The sequence below is a fragment of the Corynebacterium ciconiae DSM 44920 genome, from assembly GCF_030440575.1.
GTDB lineage: Bacteria > Actinomycetota > Actinomycetes > Mycobacteriales > Mycobacteriaceae > Corynebacterium > Corynebacterium ciconiae.
The window spans coordinates 501,590-519,155 of record NZ_CP047189.1; the positions used below are offsets into that span (position 1 = coordinate 501,590).

General features: G+C 62.2%; 15 protein-coding genes and 1 tRNA gene. 13 read left to right on the forward strand and 3 right to left on the reverse strand.

What is annotated here, in order from left to right:
- The first annotated feature begins 210 nt into the window (after positions 1-210).
- The 3 genes from CCICO_RS02165 (at position 211) to CCICO_RS02175 (ending at position 2,508) form a co-directional block, all read left to right on the forward strand.
- Positions 211-283, forward strand: a tRNA-Thr gene (locus CCICO_RS02165).
- Between the two features lie 215 nt (positions 284-498).
- Entirely contained in the window at positions 499-1,281 is a 783-nt protein-coding gene (locus tag CCICO_RS02170; protein WP_018018823.1) for a formate/nitrite transporter family protein, read from the forward strand.
- Positions 1,282-1,563: 282 nt separating this feature from the next.
- The gene (locus CCICO_RS02175; RefSeq protein ID WP_018018824.1) at positions 1,564-2,508 is read left to right on the forward strand and encodes a diaminopimelate dehydrogenase; all 945 of its coding nucleotides are present in this window, start codon (positions 1,564-1,566) and stop codon (positions 2,506-2,508) included.
- 175 nt (positions 2,509-2,683) lie between these two features.
- Here the strand turns inward: CCICO_RS02175 and CCICO_RS02180 are convergent, their stop codons facing one another.
- Positions 2,684-4,000: an MFS transporter gene (locus CCICO_RS02180; RefSeq protein WP_018018825.1), complete on the reverse strand. Its 1,317-nt coding sequence runs from the start codon at positions 3,998-4,000 to the stop codon at positions 2,684-2,686.
- Positions 4,001-4,394: 394 nt separating this feature from the next.
- Between CCICO_RS02180 and CCICO_RS02185 the strand changes: the two genes are divergently transcribed.
- The 3 genes from CCICO_RS02185 to CCICO_RS02195 all read left to right on the forward strand — a co-directional run bounded on the left by CCICO_RS02185 (position 4,395) and on the right by CCICO_RS02195 (position 8,389).
- Positions 4,395-6,143, forward strand: a complete 1,749-nt coding sequence (locus CCICO_RS02185; protein WP_018018826.1) for a pyruvate dehydrogenase — start codon at positions 4,395-4,397, stop codon at positions 6,141-6,143.
- A 121-nt stretch (positions 6,144-6,264) separates the two neighbouring features.
- Positions 6,265-6,984, forward strand: coding sequence for a response regulator transcription factor (locus CCICO_RS02190; protein WP_026161292.1), 720 nt, complete (start codon positions 6,265-6,267; stop codon positions 6,982-6,984).
- Between the two features lie 7 nt (positions 6,985-6,991).
- On the forward strand, positions 6,992-8,389 hold the full coding sequence (locus tag CCICO_RS02195; RefSeq protein ID WP_018018828.1) for a sensor histidine kinase: 1,398 nt from the start codon (positions 6,992-6,994) through the stop codon (positions 8,387-8,389).
- Here the strand turns inward: CCICO_RS02195 and CCICO_RS02200 are convergent.
- Positions 8,386-8,664, reverse strand: a complete 279-nt coding sequence (locus CCICO_RS02200) for a 2Fe-2S iron-sulfur cluster-binding protein (RefSeq protein ID WP_018018829.1) — start codon at positions 8,662-8,664, stop codon at positions 8,386-8,388. The genes CCICO_RS02195 and CCICO_RS02200 overlap by 4 nt on opposite strands.
- Positions 8,665-8,677: 13 nt before the next feature.
- Entirely contained in the window at positions 8,678-9,100 is a 423-nt protein-coding gene (locus CCICO_RS02205) for an HIT family protein (RefSeq protein ID WP_018018830.1), read from the reverse strand.
- A 90-nt stretch (positions 9,101-9,190) separates the two neighbouring features.
- Here CCICO_RS02205 and purD point away from each other — a divergent pair, with 90 nt between their 5' ends.
- The 7 genes from purD (at position 9,191) to CCICO_RS02240 (ending at position 17,533) form a co-directional block, all read left to right on the forward strand.
- Positions 9,191-10,480, forward strand: coding sequence for a phosphoribosylamine--glycine ligase (gene purD / locus CCICO_RS02210; protein ID WP_018018831.1), 1,290 nt, complete (start codon positions 9,191-9,193; stop codon positions 10,478-10,480).
- Between the two features lie 113 nt (positions 10,481-10,593).
- The gene (locus CCICO_RS02215) at positions 10,594-11,247 is read left to right on the forward strand and encodes a sugar O-acetyltransferase (protein ID WP_018018832.1); all 654 of its coding nucleotides are present in this window, start codon (positions 10,594-10,596) and stop codon (positions 11,245-11,247) included.
- Positions 11,248-11,503: 256 nt separating this feature from the next.
- Positions 11,504-12,772 carry a TrkH family potassium uptake protein gene (locus tag CCICO_RS02220; RefSeq protein ID WP_040357190.1) on the forward strand — a complete coding sequence of 423 codons (1,269 nt, stop codon included), beginning with the start codon at positions 11,504-11,506 and terminating at the stop codon, positions 12,770-12,772.
- Entirely contained in the window at positions 12,765-13,400 is a 636-nt protein-coding gene (locus CCICO_RS02225; protein WP_018018834.1) for a potassium channel family protein, read from the forward strand. The genes CCICO_RS02220 and CCICO_RS02225 overlap by 8 nt, the downstream gene beginning before the upstream one ends.
- 115 nt (positions 13,401-13,515) lie before the next feature.
- A complete protein-coding gene (gene purB, locus CCICO_RS02230) occupies positions 13,516-14,943 on the forward strand; it encodes an adenylosuccinate lyase (protein ID WP_018018835.1) in 1,428 nt (475 codons plus the stop codon).
- 93 nt (positions 14,944-15,036) lie between these two features.
- Entirely contained in the window at positions 15,037-15,930 is an 894-nt protein-coding gene (locus CCICO_RS02235; RefSeq protein ID WP_018018836.1) for a phosphoribosylaminoimidazolesuccinocarboxamide synthase, read from the forward strand.
- A gap of 397 nt (positions 15,931-16,327) precedes the next feature.
- A complete protein-coding gene (locus tag CCICO_RS02240; protein WP_026161293.1) occupies positions 16,328-17,533 on the forward strand; it encodes an ABC transporter substrate-binding protein in 1,206 nt (401 codons plus the stop codon).
- The last annotated feature ends 33 nt before the right edge of the window (positions 17,534-17,566 follow it).

A 17,566-nucleotide genomic window follows, 5' to 3' on the forward strand; every position in this document is an offset into this window, starting at 1 on the left:
TGTACTGCGCAGATTGGCAGTCTAACGCGCGTGGGCTACTAAGTGCATACTAACTGCGCACGCCCCACTTTTCTCGCCATATTCATGGCCCGATTCATGCAGGTACTGGCGCTGGGTGGGGGTGATTGTCCGGCGCTTGGAAATACCGGCACGTGGACTGTAATATCGTGGCTCGTACCTTGCCGCCCGAGCGGGTGGGTGAGTGTGCGTGCTGGAGTGGCGCAATCGGTAGCGCAACGGTCTTGTAAACCGTAGGTTGCGAGTTCAAGTCTCGTCTCCAGCTCAGCGAAAAGAACACCAGCTGCGAGCGTCTGCTGCTCGCGGCTGGTTTTTCTTTACCCCACCGGTATGGGGCTAGTGGAAAGGGGCAGTGGTTTTCCCTCTACGTGGAGGGGGAAAATACAATGGTGAGGCTGCGAACGTGCCGTGGCTGGCTACGGGAGCGGTCAGTGTTTTCGCCATTGGTTCGTCTCAAGACTGTGAAGGGGTTGTTCCCGCATGTCCTCCGCCGTTGCACCTGCTCCTACTGCCACGCCCGCAGAGGTGGTGGATGCCACCCTTGCCTCCGGTGAGGCCAAGGCGGCCAAGCCACTGGTCTCGCTGATTGTCCTTGGCTTCTTTGCCGGCGCAGCCATCAGCCTCGGTGCGGTGGGCAACGTGATTCTCGCCGCCCCGCACTCGGACACAGACAGTGTTGGGCTCCTGCGCTTCATGGGCTCGGCAGTGTTTCCGGTGGGCCTGATTGCCATCGTGCTCCTCGGCATGGAGCTCTTTACCTCCAACACGATGATGGCCGCTGGGCCGCTGCGTCGCCGCTACTCTTGGGCCGCCATGCTGCGCAACTGGGGCGTGGTGTATCTCTGTAACTTCATCGGTGCCTTCGCTATCGCTGCCGCGGCTATCAAGGCTGGGCTTTTCGACGCCCAGATGACCGACTTTCTGCTCACGCTCACCGAGAAGAAAGCTCACGCCGGTGCCGGCACCATCGTGGTCAAGGCCATCCTCTGCAACGTGCTCGTCTGCGCCGCGGTGCTCATGGCCACGGCGGCGCGCCATAGCGTGGGCAAGATCTTCGGAATCTGGTTTCCGATCATGCTCTTCGTGCTCCTAGGCTTCGAGCACTGCGTGGCCAACATGTTCTACATGCCAGCAGGCCTGCTCGCCGGGGCCGACTACGGCATGGCGGGGATGCTGCACAACATCGTATGGGCCAGCGTGGGCAATCTCATCGGCGGCGCCGGGCTTTTTATTGGGCTGATGCTGAGCCATACCCGCAGCTAAAGGTGTCAGTGCCTGCGCGATAACTCTGCCGCCTTCGGCCCCGCTTGTGAGCAAGGGGCTGGGGGCGTTTTTTGCGTGCGACGGTCGTCGGTTGGGGCTGCGGGGTGGCGTCGAGAAGCAAAAAAATTGTGAAATGAGTCACCAACCTAGCCCGCTTTTCTATAGGTGAACAGGGAAATTCCTGCAGCTAGAGGATAGTGGCAACTGCTGAAAGTGGGCAGAACGCGGGAATCCATGTAGCGTGTGCTTATCTCACGAAGTCGAACTATTGAAGGAGAGACAATGAGCACTGTACGCGCCGGCATCGTCGGCTACGGCAACCTTGGCAAGAGCGTGGAAAAGATCATCAACGATCAGCCCGACATGGAGCTGGCCGGAATCTTCTCCCGCCGCGATAGCCTCGACACCGACGCCCCGGTCTTCCCGGTGGACAAGGTGGAGGACTACAAGGACCAGGTCGATGTTCTGTTCCTGTGCGTCGGTTCCGCTACCGATATTCCCGAGCAGGCTGTGAACTTCGCAGAGCACTTCACCACGGTGGACACCTACGACAATCACCACGACATCCCGCGCCACTACCGCGACATGGATGCCGCTGCGAAGAAGGGCGAGAATGTCGCCGTCGTGTCCACCGGTTGGGATCCGGGCATGTTCTCCCTCAACCGCGTGATGGCTGGCTCCTTCATCAGCGGCCAGCAGTCCACCTTCTGGGGTCCGGGCCTGTCCCAGGGTCACTCCGACGCACTGCGCCGTATCGAAGGTGTGAAGAAGGCTGTGCAGTACACCCTGCCGGACACCGAGGTGCTGGAGAAGGCCCGCAACGGCGAGCAGGTTGAGGCCGTGCACAAGCGCCAGTGCTGGGTTGTGGCAGACGAGTCCGAGCACGCCCGCATTGAAGAAGAGATCCGCACCATGCCGGATTACTTCGTTGGCTACGAGGTTGAGGTGAACTTCATCGACGAGGCCACCTTCGACGCCGAGCACACCGGCATGCCGCACGGTGGTTATGTGATCAGCCACGGCCACGCTGGCTTCTCTGATCACCTCGTGGAGTACAAGCTGCAGCTCGAGCGCAACCCCGACTTCACCGGTGGTGTGATGGTGGCCTACGGCCGCGCCGCACACCGCCTGGCTGAGCAGGGCGAGACCGGTGCCTTCACCGTGCTCGAGGTTGCCCCCTACCTGCTGTCCTCCACCCCGCTGGAGGAGCTCATCACTCAGGTCTAATCCCGTGAGTGGCCCCCACCGCTGGTGGGGGCGGGCCGACAGCTGAAACGGCCCGCACACATACTTTCACCGGAGCCCGCCGCCTAGAGGTGTCTTAGAACCCTTGAGGTGGCGTGAGGCTCCGGTGTTTGTTTATGCAGCACAACCCGTGATTCGCCCGTGCAAGTACTGGCTGCTAGGCGTTCTCGGAATTGCGAGCCAGCGCCGGTTGGCGCACCGGCAGCAAGAGCAGCGCGCCGGCGCCGAGGACCACCACAATGCCGAGAATGCCGGCGCGGTCACTGCCGGAGGCAGCAACAAAAAGCGCAAAGAATGCCGGGGCGAGCCAACTGATCGCCCGCCCGGTAGTGGCGTAGAGGCCATACATCTGACCATCGCGCCCCTCGGGGCTGAGTCGCTGCAAAAAAGAACGCGAGGCGGTTTGGGCGGGGCCCACAAAGAAGCACAGGATGAGCCCCAAGATCCAGAACGCGCGCGGGCCATCGGCAAAGAAAAGCACGATCCCATCGAGCACCATCAGTCCGAGTGACGTGAGGATTACCGGCTTGGGGCCGAAGCGATCGTCCAACCAGCCCGAGCCCAAGGCGCCAAGCGCGGAAATCACATTGGCGGCGATACCGAAGAGGATCACGCTATCGGCGCCTAGGCCGTAGACGGTGACGGCGAGCACCGCGCCAAAGGAGAACACGGCCGCCAAGCCGTCGCGGAAGACCGCCGAGGCGATAAGGAAAAACACGGCGCGGCGATCATCGCGCCACAGTTGCGCGATCACCCGCCCTACATCCTTGTAGGAATCCACCACTCCGCGCGGAGTGTGTGCCTCGGGTTGAGCTTCGATCTCCGGCACCCGCAGCAGGGTGGGTAGGGCGAAGAGTCCAAACCAGGCGGCCGCGAGTAGTGCGACCATGCGCACATTAAATCCGCCCTCGGTGGATAGTCCCACAAATCCGCCGTCGCCGGAGATAAACCCAAAGAAGCAGATTAAAAGCAGGACGATGCCACCGAAGTACCCCATGGACCAGCCGAAGGCGGAGACCCGCCCTACATTCGCCTTGGTCGAGACTTGCCCAAGCTGGGCAAAGTAATTGACCTCCGCGAATTGAAAGGTGATACTCGCCAATCCCATGATGCTAATGCCCGCCCAAAAATAGGCGGGATGATCATTGCGAATGAGTGACAGGCTGGCCATGAGTACCACCGTCACCGCCGACCAGAGCAGCAAGGCGCGGCGACGCGTGCCCCGCACATCATTTCGTCGCCCCACGATCGGGGCCATGAGGGCGATGGCCACACCGGCGATGGCGATCGCCCAACCCAGGTACGAAGAGGCCGGGGTAGAGCCGCTGAGTGTTTGTCCCACAGAATCGGTGAGATACACCCCGAAGATGAAGGTCACGAGGACGGCGTTGAAGGCTGCGGATCCCCAGTCCCACAATCCCCAGCAGATAACAGTGGCGGTATCGGTGCGTGATGTGCTGCGGCGAGTGCCCATGGTGTGTCGTATGTCCTTAAGCGAAAAGTAGCTGCCCAGTCTCATGATGGTCCACCCTCAAATAGAAGAGCTTTGTGGGTGCTACATAAGTGACGTCGAGCCCAGAATAACAAGGGGGCAGCAGCCCTTTGCCGTGGGCGCGGCTGGGGTGTCTCGAAGGGTGCTGGCGCCGCGGCCGGCAATGGCGTGTGTGATCAGCGGCACGAGCGGGCATAAAACCGCAGTACACAGCGGATAAGCGTAGGTCCTGGCAGGGCTGCGGCGCGGTGTTGCCCTAGCACGTTGTTGGGGAAAAGGGCACAGTGGAGCGGGGGTATGGGGCTCACTGTCGCTGCACAGTGTGCTAGCCAACCCCTCACAACTATCCCTCATACAGATATATAAGGAGACCATCGTGGCTTCATACGCACAGGTATTGGTGAAATACCTCGAGGATCTCGGCGTTAAGCGAGTATTCGGCATCGTGGGCGACAGCCTCAACCCGATTGTGGACGCTGTGTCCTCGTCCAGCATCGAGTGGGTGCATGTGCGCAACGAGGAGGCCGCCGCCTTCGCCGCAGGCGCCGAGTCCCTGGTTACCGGCGAGCTGGCTGTGTGCGCCGCCTCCTGCGGTCCGGGCAACACCCACTTCATCCAAGGCCTCATGGATGCCAACCGGAACGGGGCGAAGGTCCTAGCACTGGCCTCTCATATTCCCGCAGCCCAGATCGGCTCCAACTTCTTCCAGGAGACCAAGCCGGCGGAGATCTTCCGTCAGGCCTCCGGTTATTGCGAGACCGTCTTCAGCGGCGACCAGGGTGCCCGCATTACTCACCACGCTGTGCAGTCCACCTTGGCCGGCAAGGGCGTATCCGTGCTGATTATTCCCGGCGATGTGTCTACCCAGGAGGTGGAGGACACCCGCTGGCAGGATTCTGCCGTCGCGTCCTCTCGTCCGGTGGTTTACCCGGATCCCCGAGATGCCGCCCGCCTCGTTGAGGCCATTAACGAGGCCGACACGGTCACCCTGTTCTGCGGTGCCGGGTGTGCCGATGCTCGCGAGGAGGTCTTCGCCCTTGCGGAGAAGATTAAGTCGCCGATTGGTCACGCCCTCGGCGGCAAAATGTATATCCAGCACGGCAATAACTATGACGTGGGCATGTCCGGCCTGCTCGGCTATGGCGCCTGCCACGACGCCTGCGATAAGGCCGATCTGCTGATCCTACTGGGCACCGACTTTCCCTACGATGACTTCCTGCCGAAGAAGAACGTGGCGCAGGTGGACATCAAGGGCGAAAATATCGGCCGCCGCACCACTGTGCACTACCCCGTGATTGGCGATGTGAAGGCCACGATCGACAACATCCTGCCGCACGTGGAAGAGAAGAAGGATCGTAGCTTCCTCGACAAGATGCTCAAGGATCACTACACCAAGCTCAACGACATCGTGGACGCCTACACCAAGGGAGTGGAAGAGCTGAAGCCCATCCACCCCGAGTATGTCGCGGACGTCCTCGACGAGCTGGCCGATGACAATGCCGTGTTCACCGTCGATACCGGCATGTGCAACGTCTGGGCCGCCCGCTACATCAACAACCCCACCGGCGAGCGCACCCTGCTCGGCTCCTTCCGCCACGGCACCATGGCCAATGCCTTGCCCCAGGCCCTCGGCGCCCAGGCGGCCGACCGCAACCGTCAGGTGATCTCCATGTCCGGCGACGGTGGCTTGGGCATGCTCATGGGCGAGCTACTGACCGTGAAGCTGCACAACCTGCCGATCAAGACCCTCGTGTTTAATAACTCCTCCCTCGGCATGGTGAAGCTGGAGATGCTCGTGCAGGGCCTGCCCGAAAGCGGCACCGACCACGAGGGCGTGAACTACGCCGCGATCGCCGAGGCCATCGGCATCAAGCATGTCCGCATCGAAGAGCCGCAGGATGTTAAGCCCAAGCTGGCCGAGGCTTTGGCCTATGACGGCCCGGTGCTCATCGACGTGGTCACCGACCCGAATGCCCTGTCCATCCCGCCGAACATCACCATGGAGATGCTGCTCGGCTTCTCCAAGGCCGCCACCCGCACCGTCTTCGGCGGCGGCGTGGGCCGCATGGTCAACTTGGCCCGAGCCAACCTGCGCAACATCGGCCCCAGCGTCAAGCACCTCTAAGGCGCAGGCGCATCGGCGCCCCGCAGAACACATACCGGCCCGTAGCTTTCCCCATATCGGCGGGGGAGCACGGGCCGGTTGGTGTAAGCGAAGAGCGAGCGCAGCCCGCGGCTAGGGCACAATAGAGACCATGAGTGTGACAGTGATGGTTGTAGACGATGAGCCGAACATCGTCGAGCTGCTCGATGTATCGCTGAAGTTCCAAGGCTTCACCGTGATCACCGCCTACTCGGGGCCGGCGGCACTCGAGAAGCTCAAAACCGAGCAGGTGGACGCCTTCATCTTGGATGTGATGATGCCGCACATGGACGGCTTCGAGCTGCTGTCTACAATCCGCGCCCAGGGCAATGAGGCCCCGGTCCTCTTCCTTACCGCCAAGGATGAGGTGCCCGATAAAATTCGCGGGCTCACCCTGGGCGCCGATGATTATGTGACCAAACCCTTCTCTCTCGAGGAGGTGGTCACTCGGCTGCGGGTGATCCTGCGCCGTACACAGAGCGGCGATGCGCCCGCGGCCGGCCCACGCGCCGAGCAGCGGCCGGTGCTGCGCTATGCCGACCTAGAGCTGGACGATAACACCCACGAGGTGCGCAAAGCTGGCGAGGTGGTGGAGCTTTCTCCCACCGAGTACAACGTGTTGCACTATCTCATGGACAATCCCGAGATCGTGCTGTCAAAGGCCCAAATCTTAGACGCGGTGTGGAACTACGATTTCGGCGGGGACGGCAACGTGGTGGAGTCCTATATCTCTTACTTACGACGCAAGCTTGATACCGCCGAGCCCCATCTGATTCACACTGTGCGCGGGGTGGGCTACATCTTGCGCGCCCCGAAGGCTTAGGCGCCTCATGGATTCCTCCCACACAGCCGAGGAGAAACAGCCCCGTAGGTGGCGTCGTCCCCAGCGCCTGCCCCTGCGGGTGTCCGTGGTGCTCATCGTGGTCGCCATCATGGGGGTGGGCATGGTTGCCAGCGCTACGGCCGTCAATTCCATCATGCGTAGTTTCGCCTATAACGAGGTGGATGGGCAGCTGGTGGGGGCGGCCAGCGGCTGGGCGCGCAACAGCGAGCTCTATGCGAAGAAGTCCACTCAGCCCCGCCCGCCGTCGAGCTTCTATGTGGAGCAGATTTTCAGCGATGGCACCTCGGTGCGCTATAACGACTCCAATTCCTCGCCCGACCTGTCGATGGTGCGCATCGATGAGGGGCCCTTTACCGTTGGCGCCTCACCCGGTTCGGCGGATCAATCGAAATGGCGAGTGGTGGCGATCAGCGATAATCGCAGCGTCACCGTGGTTGCCCGCTCAGTGGCGGATGAGGAACGGCTCTTGCGTAATCTCCGCACCGCCCAGTGGGGTATCGGGCTGATGGTGTTGGCGATCGCGGCCGGCATCGCCGCGGTGGTGGTGCATCGATCCTTGCAGCCTTTGCGTAATGTGGCCGACACCGCCGAGGCGATCACCAGTGGTGATCTCGACAGGCGTGTGCGCTACACCTCGCAGTCCACCGAGGTGGGCAAGGTGGGCGCGGCGATGAACACCATGCTGGAGCAGCTACAATCCTCGCTCACCACCGCGAGGGACAAAGAAGAGCAGATGCGCCGTTTTGTTGGCGACGCCTCGCACGAGCTGCGCACTCCGCTGACGAGCGTGCGGGGATATGCAGAGCTCTATCAATCGGGGGCGATGGACGATCCCGATCGAGTGGTGGCGAAGATTCGCGAAGAGGCCGATCGGATGAGCGAGCTGGTGGAGGGGCTGCTGGCGCTTGCCCGCGCGGAGGGGATGACACTGAATCTGCGCGAGACTGATCTGACGGAGCTGAGCCAGCGGGTAATCGCCGACTACCGCGAGGCGGACATCACCCTCCAGAGCGACGGCCCAGCCATGGCCACGGTGGATGCCGATAAAATTCGCCAAGTACTGGTCAATCTGCTCAACAATGCGCTCGCCCACGGCGCCGAACCCATCACGGTGCAGGTGCAGGCCACAGCCGAGCACGTGAATCTGAGCGTGGCCGACTGCGGGCCGGGCATGAACGAGCGCGACGCCCAGCACGTATTCGAGCGCTTCTACCGCGCCGATTCTTCCCGCTCCCGCGCCTCGGGCGGCAGTGGGCTGGGGCTGGCGATCGTCTCATCGCTTGTCGACGCCCACCACGGCCACATCAGCCTTCACACCGCCGAGGGGCGCGGCGCGGTCTTTACCGTATGCCTGCCGTGCAGCCCAGACGAGCCTGCGGCCTAGAACAGGTAGCTGACCTCGTAGGGCCCCTCGGAATCCCGCATGGTTTGGCAGGCGAGGCGCTGATCGTCCTCCACGTCATAGTCGCTGAGCACGTCGTTGTTTAGCATGTGTGAGTCCCCACCCTCGAGGGTGCATTGGCAGGCGCCGCATTGACCCATCGTGCACGAGTGGGGCGCCGGGATGCCGGCATCGAGCATGGCTTGAAGCAGGGTAGTCTCGGCGGGCCACTCACAGCTGTAGTCGGTGCCGTCGAGCTCCACGGAGGTGTGTGCCATTGTGTCCTAGCCCTTAGTGGTTGGGGTAGCCGTCGGCGTTCGTGTCGAGCACCGCGCGGAGGGCGGCTGCGGCCTCGTCCAGCTTGGCCTCCTCCGGCTCGGCGATGGCGTTGGCAAAGTTGAAATCGCTCATCGCATTGGTGGGGAAGACGTGAATGTGGGTGTGGGGCACATCGAAACCGGCGATCACGGTGCCGGCCCGCTCGCAGCCGAAGGCCTCAATCTGGGCGCGCCCCACCTGCTGGGCCAGCTCGGTGAGAGAGCGCAGCTCGGGCTGGGGAAGGTCGGTCCACTTATCCACCTCGGTCACCGGAACCACCAGGGTGTGGCCATAGGTGAGAGGGCGGATATCAAGAAAAGCCACCACTCGGTCATCGCGGTAGATGAAGCGGGCGGGAAGTTCTCCGGAAATGATTTTCGTAAAAATGCTGCTCATGCATTCAAGGCTAGACGAGTTGGCGATGCGGGTGTGGCGGCGCGCGAAGTAGGGGATGAAGTGTGTCTCGGCTCGCTACACTAGAGGGCCATGCGCATCTTGGTTATCGGGTCGGGCGCCCGCGAACACGCCCTGCTGCTGGCATTGAGCAAGGACGAATCTGTCAACGAGCTGCATGTGGCCCCTGGGGGCGACGGCATGAGCGATCTCGCGGTGTGTCACCCCGAGTGGCAGGGTGCAGCCATCGATGTGGAAGACGGCGCCCAGATCACCGCTCTCGCTCAGGCACTGGAGGCTGATCTCGTGGTGGTGGGCCCCGAGATCCCGTTGGTGGCGGGGGTGGGTGATGCCCTGCGCGAGGCCGGCATCGCGGTGTTTGGGCCGAGCAAGGCCGCCGCGATGATCGAGGGCTCGAAGGCCTTTGCCAAGGACGTGATGCAGGCTGCGGGCGTGGCCACCGCCACCGCCACCCGCATCGAGTCGGCCGATCACATCGAATCTGTGTTGGATAACTACGGGCCGCACTACGTGATTAAGGATGACGGCCTGGCCGGCGGCAAGGGCGTGGTAGTAACCACCCACCGCGCCGAGGCTGAGGCCCATGCCCGTTCGGTGATCGCAGCCGGCAACCCCGTGTTGGTGGAATCCTTCCTCGACGGGCCCGAGGTATCGCTGTTTTGCTTTGTTGACGGTGAGACCGTGGTCCCGCTCCTGCCGGCGCAGGATCACAAGCGGGCCTTTGACCACGACGAGGGGCCAAACACCGGCGGCATGGGGGCTTATGCCCCGTTGCCATGGCTGCCCGAGGATGCCACCGAACGCATCGTCCGCGAGGTCTGCGAGCCGGTGGCCCGAGAGATGGTCGCGCGCGATTGCCCCTATTCCGGTCTGCTCTATGCCGGCTTGGCCTGGGGCGCTGATGGCCCGGCCGTGGTGGAGTTCAATTGCCGTTTCGGCGATCCAGAAACCCAAGCCGTGCTGGCCCTGCTGAAGACCCCGCTGGCCGAGGTGCTGGCTGCCACAGCGGAGGGGCGACTGGCACAGCTGCCACCGCTGCAGTGGCACGAGGGGGCAGCAGTGACAGTGGTGCTCGCCGCCGAGGGCTATCCAGCTGTGCCGCGGCGAGGCGATGTGATTCATGGTCTGGGGGCCGTGGACTACAGAGGCGAGTCCTATGTGCTGCACGCGGGCACGAAGCGCAACGACTCTGGGGAGTTCGAAGCAGCGGGCGGGCGTGTGCTCAACGCGGTGGCCCGTGGCTCGGATATTGAACAGGCTCGGGCCAAGGCCTATGAGCTGATCGAGTCGCTTGAACTTGCCGGCGGCCACTATCGCAGCGATATCGCTGCGAAGGCGCAGCAAGGGGAGATCAGTATCTAGCGCCTAGGGCCCTACACTCCGCTGGGGTGGGTGCCACCCAAACGGGGGACACCCCAGCAATTGTGATCCAGCGGGGCCTTCACCTCGAATGTGTGGTGGTGCACAATAGGCGCATGAGTGAGAACAGCTTTGATCCTGAGACCTACTCCACGCTCGAGCAGATGCGCAGCGGCCAGTGGTACCTGCCCAAATCCAAGGAGCCAAAGGAGGCCCGACGCACCGCGGCGCGCACCCTGCGGGAGTTCAACACCACTACCGATGAGATCAAACAGCAGGACCTGTTGCTTGATCTTCTGGGGCAGTATGACACCGAGGACACCGAGGTGGAATCGCCGATCTACATCCAATACGGCGTGCACACCTCCATTGGCAAGGGCAGCCGCATTCAGGCGAATGTGACCATCCTCGATTCCGCCGAGGTGCGCATCGGGGAGCGGGTGAATATCTCCCCAGGCTGCCAGCTCTACACCGCGATGCCGCCGGTGCACGATGCGCAGATGCGCTCCTATGGCTGGAAGAGGGCCCTTCCCATCACTATCGAAGATGATGTGTGGATCGGGCCTGGGGTCACTGTGCTGCCCGGGGTGACCATCGGCCGCAAGTCCGTGATCGCCGCCGGCTCGGTGGTGGACCGGGACGTGCCGCCGCACTCCATCGCCTCGGGTAACCCGGTGCAGGTGACGAAGGGTATTCACGCCGGCGCCTCGGCTGAGCGCAATGAACTTCCCGCTGGGGTGCCCTTCGATCTTGGGGAAGCAGAGCGCTAAGCGCAGGCCGCAGGCTGCAGCGCCATTGGCTACACAGGAAAAATTCAGCAATCTTGGCGCTGTGGCGTTGTGCCGGCCACTGTGAATCACCCCAAGCGCCGTGGCGCATACCGTGCGGCGGCGCATCCGTGGGAGTATATGGCCAGCTCAGGATATTTGTTCTGGTGAAAGCGCTGGAGAGGTTCAGGCGCGCTGTAAGAATGAACACGCCTGCTCAACTACCTATGAACCTGAGACAGGCCTATACTAACGCTCCATGAAACGACCTGCGTTCCTCGTGGCGGGAGGGTTCCTCATCCTCATCGCCATCGGTACCGCGCTGCTCAGCTTGCCCGTGGCGCATGCGCCGGGGGAGAGCTATAACTTCATTACCTCTCTATTTACCGCCACCTCGGCGGTGTGTCTGACCGGTTTGATTGTGGTGGATACCGCCAGCTACTTCTCCCACACCGGCCAGGCCATCATTATGGTCCTCATCCAGCTGGGCGGCTTGGGCATTATGACCTTGACCGTGCTGGTGAGCTGGCTGGCCCTAGGCAAAGTGGGCTTAAAGTCCAGTATCACCACCACCGCCGAAGGGCGCGTCTCGCACCTAGGTGATGTGAAAAAGGCGGTGCTCACCATCGTCGGCATTTCCTTCACCATGGAGATCATCACCGCGATCCTGCTGGCCGCACGTTTTGCCAAGGGCTATGATTTCACCCCTGGTCAGGCACTGTGGCAGGGCGGATTCCACGCGGTGTCGGCCTTTAATAATGCGGGCTTTGCGCTGCACACCGATTCGCTCATGCCCTATGCCACCGACGCGTTAATCCTGCTGCCCGTGGCGGCAGCGATCATCGTCGGCGGTGTGGGCTTTTATATTGTGGCTTCGCCAACGCAGGCGATGAAGACGCTATCGGGCTGGTTTACGGTGTGGGGCACGATCATCCTGCTCATCGTGGGCATGCTCGGAGCACGGTTGTTTGAAGATACCTCGTGGCTGCTGTCCTTCTTCCACTCCGCCACCACCCGTACCGCCGGCTTCAATGCCATCGATATGGAAACCATCCACCCGGGCTACATTGTGCTCACCGAGGTGTTAATGGCTATTGGCGGTGGCTCTGGCGGCACCGCCGGAGGCGTGCGCATCACCACGGTGGCCGTGCTCATCGTGGTGGTGTTGGCCGAGGTGCGCGGCCGCGACGAGGTGGATATTCGCCGTAAGCGCATCCCCAATGCCACCGTGCGCCAGGCACTCGCCGTGATCATGATGTCGCTGACGCTGCTCGTTGGCGCTACCCTTGGGGTGACCATGCTGGCGCCCGAGCTGGGCATGGAGAAGGTGACATTCGAAGTCATCAGCGCGTTTTCCACGACAGGACTGTCGTTGGGTATCACGGATGCGCTGCCGCCGGCAGCCCAGCTGATCCTTATTGTGTTGATGTTCTCCGGCAGGATCGGCCCGATCACCGTGGTTGCGGCGCTCGCATCCCAGAAACGCAGCCATCTGTCCTATCCCAAAGAAAGGCCCTTCATTGGCTAAGCAAAGAGTTGTCATTCTCGGTTTGGGGCGCTTCGGCCTCGCGCTCGGCGAGGAGCTGGTTGCCTCCGGAGTGGACGTGGTGGGCGTGGACTCCTTGGAGCGGGCGGTCAACGCGGCCGAAAAGCTCACTCACAGCGTGATTGCCGATGCCACGGACATCGAGGCCCTCAAGCAATTGGGGGTGTTGGACGCAGAGCATGTAATCGTGGCCATCGGAGAAGACATGTCGGCCTCGCTCTTGGCCGTCAACAACCTCAAGGAACTCGGCGTCACCGGGGTATGGGCCAAGGCGGATTCCCAGGCCCATGCCAAGATCCTCCGCTCGATGGGCGTGAATAACCTCATCCGCCCCGAGTTTTCCACCGGTAAGCGCCTGGCCCATGTGATCTCCGGCCACGCCGAGGACTACATCGAGTTTGATCTGGACTACGCCATGGTCAAGCTCGCTGCCCCGCGCTGGTTGCACGGGCATAAGGTGGCCGACGCCGATCCAGACATCGTGGCCATCAAGCGCTCGGGTCGCACCTTCCGGCCTGCCGTGCCGGAGGACATCATCAGCCCCGACGACATTCTCATCGCCGCCGGCCCTGTGAAAACTCTCGAGCGTTTCTGCGAGCGACGCCGCTAGTTTCCGGCTTCTTCACGACCGGGGCTGGGGAGGGTGTGAAGGTGGGCGTCGCTCAGCGAGTGCACATAATAAGAATGCGCTCGCAACAACCGAGCGGCGTGCGATAATAGCCACTATGTCGACACCACGTATTTCTAATGTCCTCGCCTCCCGTTACGCCTCGCCTGCGCTGACGCAGATCTGGAGCCCCGAATACAAGATCATCACGGAACGCCGGCTGTGGATCGCCGTGATGCGTGCCCAAGCCGAGCTGGGGGTGGACATTCCCGCCGAGGCCATCGCCGCCTACGAGGGGGTCGTGGAACAGATCGATCTGGAGTCCATCGCCGCTCGCGAGCGCATCACCCGCCACGATGTGAAGGCCCGCATCGAGGAATTCAACGCTCTTGCCGGATACGAGCACATCCACAAGGGTATGACCAGCCGTGATCTCACCGAGAACGTGGAGCAGCTGCAGCTGCATTCTTCGCTCGAGCTCATCCGCAATAAGGCCGTGGCTGTCTTGAGCCGTATCGCCCGCATCGCCGCCGAGAATAAGGCGCTGGTGATGGCAGGACGCTCCCACAATGTTGCCGCCCAGGCCACCACCTTGGGCAAGCGTTTCGCCTCCGCCGCCGATGAGATGCTGGTGGCGGTGCAGCGCATCGAGCACCAGCTGGAGGATTACCCCCTCCGCGGTATTAAGGGCCCGATGGGCACTGCCCAGGACATGCTCGATCTCATGGGCGGGGATCCCATGAAACTCGCAGCCTTGGAGCGCAGCATCGCCGATCACCTTGGCTTTAGTCGCACCTTCGACTCGGTGGGGCAGGTGTATCCCCGTTCCCTCGACTTTGAGGTGCTCTCCTCGTTGGTGCAGCTGGGCGCCGGCCCCTCCTCGCTGGCCACCACGATCCGCCTCATGGCGGGCAACGAGGTAGTCACCGAGGGCTTCAAAGAAGGCCAGGTGGGATCCTCGGCGATGCCGCACAAGATGAATGCCCGTTCCTGCGAGCGTGTCTGTGGCCTCCAGGTGGTGCTGCGCGGCTACCTCACCATGGTGGCTGATCTCGCCGGCCAGCAGTGGAATGAAGGCGATGTGTTCTGCTCCGTGGTGCGGCGCGTGGCACTGCCCGATGCTTTCTTCGCCATCGACGGCATGTTTGAAACCTTCCTCACCGTGCTCGACGAGTTCGGGGTGTTCCCCGCCATGATCGAGCGCGAGCTGGACCGCTACCTGCCCTTCCTGGCCACCACCCGTATACTCATGGCGGCGGTGCGCGCCGGGGTGGGCCGCGAGCAGGCTCACGAGGTGATTAAGGAAAACGCCGTGGCCGTGGCGTTGAACATGCGTGAAAATGGCGCTGACCAGGACCTCATCGAGCGACTAGCCGCGGATGAGCGGCTGCCGTTGGGCATGGAGGAACTCACTGCGGCCTTGGCGGATCGGCACGCCTTCATTGGCGAGGCCGAGTCCCAGGTGGAGCGGGTACTCAATCACGTGCAGGAGCTGGCGAACCAATATCCTGAGGCGGCGAACTACAGCCCAGGCGAAATCGTCTAGGTGAATGCGGCGGCTCGCCTGTAGCCATCGATGCGGCGAAGAGGCGAGCATACGGTGTGCACCTGTGCGGTGAGAGGTCTACACTGCTTAATCATGCGTCCAGAACTTTCATCGTATGACCACGTCTCTGCAGGCAAGGTCCGTGAGATCTACGAGGTCGATGACGAGACCTTGCTCATGGTGGTCTCCGACCGAATCTCGGCTTTCGACTACATCTTGGACACCGACATCCCAGACAAGGGGCGCGTGCTCACCGCCATGAGTATGCACTTCTTCGACATTCTGGATGTGCCCAATCACCTCGCCGGCCCCATCGATGATGAGCGGATTCCGGAAGAGGTGCTCGGTCGCGCCGTTTTGTGCAAGAAGCTGAAGATGCTGCCTTTCGAGTGCATCGCCCGTGGCTATCTCACCGGCTCGGGTTTCGCCGAGTATCAGGAGCACGGCACCGTATGTGGCATCGAGCTCCCCGAGGGGCTGCGCGAGGCCTCCAAGCTGCCGGAGCCGATCTTCACCCCCGCCACCAAGGCGGAGATGGGCGATCACGATGAGAACGTCTCCTTCGAGCGGGTAGTGGAGAAGCTCGGTCAAAAACGCGCCGATGAGCTTCGCGACGCCACCCTGTCCGTCTATCGCACCGCGGCTGCCCTCGCGGAGGATCGCGGGCTGATTTTGGCGGACACCAAGCTGGAATTCGGGGTGGACTCCGAGGGCAATCTGGTTCTCGCCGATGAGGTTCTCACCCCTGACTCCTCCCGCTACTGGCCGCAGGATGGCTATCAAGAGGGCAAGGTGCAGCCCAGCTTCGATAAGCAGTATGTGCGTAACTGGCTCACGGGGCCAAAGTCGGGCTGGAAGAAGTCCGATCACACCCCGCCGCCCGCGCTGCCGGGCTCCGTGGTGGAGGCAACGCGGGAGCGTTATATCGACGCCTATGAGCGCGTCTCTGGCAAGAAGTTTTCCGACTGGATCGGCACCTGCGTCTAAAAAGCAGCACCGTGTCGAGGCGCGCCCGCAGAGTGGCTGGGTGCTCCCTAGTCCGCGCGGCGTCCATCGCGGGACAGGGGAGAGAAGCGCAACCTTAGTATAGTGTTCGATAGCACCCAGAGTTTCATGCTCTCGGTGTTTTCGTATGAGAGCAGGTCAGATGCCTATGTGAGGAATCAGTCACTCGCAGCCCTTGACTAGATTAGCCAATCCTATGTTAGCATTCACAGGTTCTATTAACCGGAACGTAGTGGTGCGTCACTTTCGCTCTGCTCGGCGTGGTCATCGTGTGCGGGCCTACCGGGTCGGCGCTTGTGCCTTGAATGCAAGGTGGCAGTCCCTGTGTCGAAAGGGGGAGGCGGCGCTGCGTTCCAAGCAGTACCTCTAGGAGGACTTTATGAGACGTATGCGTAGGGTGGCACTGGGTGTCATCGCCACAGCGAGCCTCGCGTTGAGCGCCTGTGCCGGCGGCAACGGCGCTGATTCGGACGCGGACAAGGATACCGCGGCATCCGGAGATGCGGCGGTCACCGTCACCGATGTCAAGGGCCGGACTGTCACCTTTGACGAGCAGCCTGAGCGCGTGATCCTGGGCGAGGGGCGTGCCCTCTTCGCTACGTCCATTCTGAATAACGAGGATCCGATCGATCACGTGGTGGCCATCGGTAGCGACCTCACCAAGGGCGCCCCGTCCTTCAAGAAGCGCCTTGAGGAGGCTGTGCCTGAGGTGGGCGAGCTGCCGGAGATCGGCAATATGGCCAAGGGTGATGTCACCGTGGAAAACCTGCTCTCCTTCGAGCCGGATGCTGTGGTGATGACCGCCGATCACTATGATGCCGTTTCCACCACCGGCATGCTGGACAAGCTGGATCAGGCTGGCATCAAATACATCGTCACCGATTTCCGCCAGCACCCTCTGGAGAACACCACCAAGTCCGTGGCCGCCTTGGGTGAGCTCTTCGACCGAGAAGACGAGGCCGAGAAGTTCAACAAGGACTGGCAGGAGACCATCGACCGCATCGAAGAGAAGACCAAGGATCTCTCCGAGGATGAGCGCCCCTCCACGCTGCTGTGGCGTGCCGCTGGTCTGAAGGACTGCTGCGCCACGGTCTCCAAGTCGAACCTGGGTGAGTTCATCACCATCGCCGGCGGAAAGAACCTCGGCGATGAGATCCTGGACACCGAGTCCGGCGACATCACCGCTGAAAAGGTCATCGCCGAGGCCCCGGAGGCCATCATCGCCACCGGCGGCTCCTGGGATCCGGAGGTCTCCGGCTCCAAGGACGATGCCACTAAGCAGGCCATTCCCCACGTGGAGCTCGGCTACTTCGCTACCGAAGATAAGGCCCAGAAGACCTTGGCCGGCTTGCTGCAGACCAATGGCTTCGAGCAGCTGGAAGCGCCGAAGGAGGGCCACCTCTACGGGGTGTGGCACCAGTTCTACGATTCTCCGATGAACTTCCTCGCCCTGGAGCAGTTCGCCCAGTGGCTCCACCCGGAGCTGTTTAAGGATGAGGACGTAGAGGCGCACTGGAAGCAGGCCCACGAGGACTACCTGCCCTTCGAGGCCTCGGGCGTGTTCTTCGTCCAGCACAACAAGTAGGCATCTACTCACTATCGCGGCGCAGTCGGCTTT